2 protein-coding genes and 1 pseudogene are annotated in these 1,898 nt (G+C 38.0%); 2 read left to right on the top strand and 1 reads right to left on the bottom strand.

All coding sequences use genetic code 11. The features are described from left to right. The first annotated feature begins 375 nt into the window (after positions 1-375). Together F0251_RS24160 and F0251_RS24165 are read left to right on the top strand one after the other, a co-directional pair. Positions 376-1,002 (top strand): hypothetical protein, encoded by a 627-nt coding sequence (locus F0251_RS24160; RefSeq protein ID WP_171731975.1) that lies wholly within the window; start codon positions 376-378, stop codon positions 1,000-1,002. Between the two features lie 20 nt (positions 1,003-1,022). Beyond that, positions 1,023-1,430, top strand: coding sequence for a hypothetical protein (locus tag F0251_RS24165; RefSeq protein ID WP_171731976.1), 408 nt, complete (start codon positions 1,023-1,025; stop codon positions 1,428-1,430). A gap of 239 nt (positions 1,431-1,669) precedes the next feature. Here the strand turns inward: F0251_RS24165 and F0251_RS24530 are convergent. Further along, a pseudogene (locus F0251_RS24530) lies at positions 1,670-1,795 on the bottom strand (regulator); the annotation flags it as partial. Positions 1,796-1,898 lie beyond the last annotated feature (103 nt).

Consider the following 1,898-nt stretch of genomic DNA (forward strand, 5'->3'; position numbering starts at 1 on the left):
ATTGAGCCGCACCCTCCCTCATCCTGCCAGAATCGCTCTTTAAGGCCTTACCACATCGGTAAGGCCTTTTTGTGTTCACTGGCTCTCTTTAAGATCATTTGAGTACCGAAAAGGATCTCTTTTCAGTGCTGACGGACAACAAGTGAGGACGACGAAGACTGAGGAGGACGAGCGCGGCGGGAGGAAGCCAACCCCCGTGATGTATCACGGGGGTAAATTCGACCTACCTATCAGCACTCGCGAACTGTCTTTGGCTCATATTTAGTGTCGAACCCTTATTTCAAGGTGCTGTTATATTAATGATTTAGGTAAGTATCTGGTATTATTTGGAAATCGAATAGGTAGGAGTCATGCAATTTTTTGGGAGGTTTAAAGATGTATGTAGTGATATGGGCGATTATTTTTTTAATAGTAGGTTTTCTTGTCGGTATGTGGATCGCTCTATTGACCATGAATGAGAATGTTAACTCTGCTCTTCCACTAATAGACTATGTATCACTTACATTCACTGTCATTGGAGGAGCTTCTGGATGCGTCGGGATACTAACCGCCATTTACATTTATAGAGGTTGGAAAAAACAACATAGATACAGTATCAAATACGAAACACTATTTAATACAGAAGATTATGTAGAGCTCCTTTTTAAAGAGCATGATGATGCAATTAATAATCTATTGAATTTTATTATTTCATCTCAAAAATCCAATGTGGATTTAACTATGGTAAAACAACAACAGTACGATTATCAGTCGAAATCTAAACTAGCTTCACTGTCTGTTGAGTATGGACTTCACTATATGAAACTAATACGGCTAGGTTTTTCAACAGAAGAACTTTCGGAGATTCATCCGGATAAAATACGTGTTTTTTTTGAGGCCGAACGAAACAAATTAAACGAACAATTTTCTGATGAAGGTCGTCAAACTTATGTTGAAGGTTTTATAAAGTGCAGAGAGAACTTCCGGACAACATTTATGTCCCTCAGAAATAAAATTAACTAACGAATTTCAGCAAAGGCTTAATGATGGAACTGATTGACCTCAATTTGAGAAGCTTTCTCAAAGCTAATACTAGTATCAACATTGGTGAAATAATTGTTGAGTGTGGAGCTACTTCCTTATTAAAGACAGCATGTGAAACTGAACGAGAGAATTGGTCTAAGTTAATACGTGATAACGTTCTTGAATCTCGCCCTCCTGTGTCAGAATACCGTGTAGTTTATATTCCTTTTAAGTCATATATCTTGTACTTTCGAGGACTTAATGAAGTGACTATCTGGGTAGCGTATACCGAGCCTAAATATCAAAAACAAGGTTGTATCTCCCTATTACTGGCAGAACTTAAAAAGAACAATAATGTGGTTAATCTAAACACAACAAATTCTAATTTAGAGCGTTTGGCTAGTAAACTTGGTGTAAACATCGTCTAGTTATCAGTTCTAAATAACACTAGGTTTTAACGTGAATATTTATTCGTAAAAAAGCCGAACCCTCTCGATGTAGGTTCGGCTTCTTTCTCCTTGATATGACCAAAAAGGAGGACTGGATTATTCAAAACTGCACAGTTCTTCGCCTCAGTCAAGGTCACCTTATCAACTAGAGTCACATCATGTTAGGTAATGTAATTAAGACTTTGAGCTCTTATCGAGAAAACCATACTTTCCTAATACTATTTCTTTATGTTGGCTATCGCTCTAGCAAGGCCAAGTAAGTGTGTTGAAGTCTTAATCTCTAGTTCCGATTGAATCCCCAATAGTGCAATTCCGGCCAATATCTGTTGCGGCCTAACCACTTGTGATCCGCACCAGAAGTTTTGGACACTGAGTTAAGTGAGTACAATCACTAACGAGGTGAACAATGACAACTAAGAAAACACGAATTAAACATGCTCCTGAATT

The sequence above is a fragment of the Vibrio sp. 070316B genome (assembly GCF_013114115.1).
Classification (GTDB): Bacteria; Pseudomonadota; Gammaproteobacteria; order Enterobacterales; family Vibrionaceae; genus Vibrio; species Vibrio chagasii_B.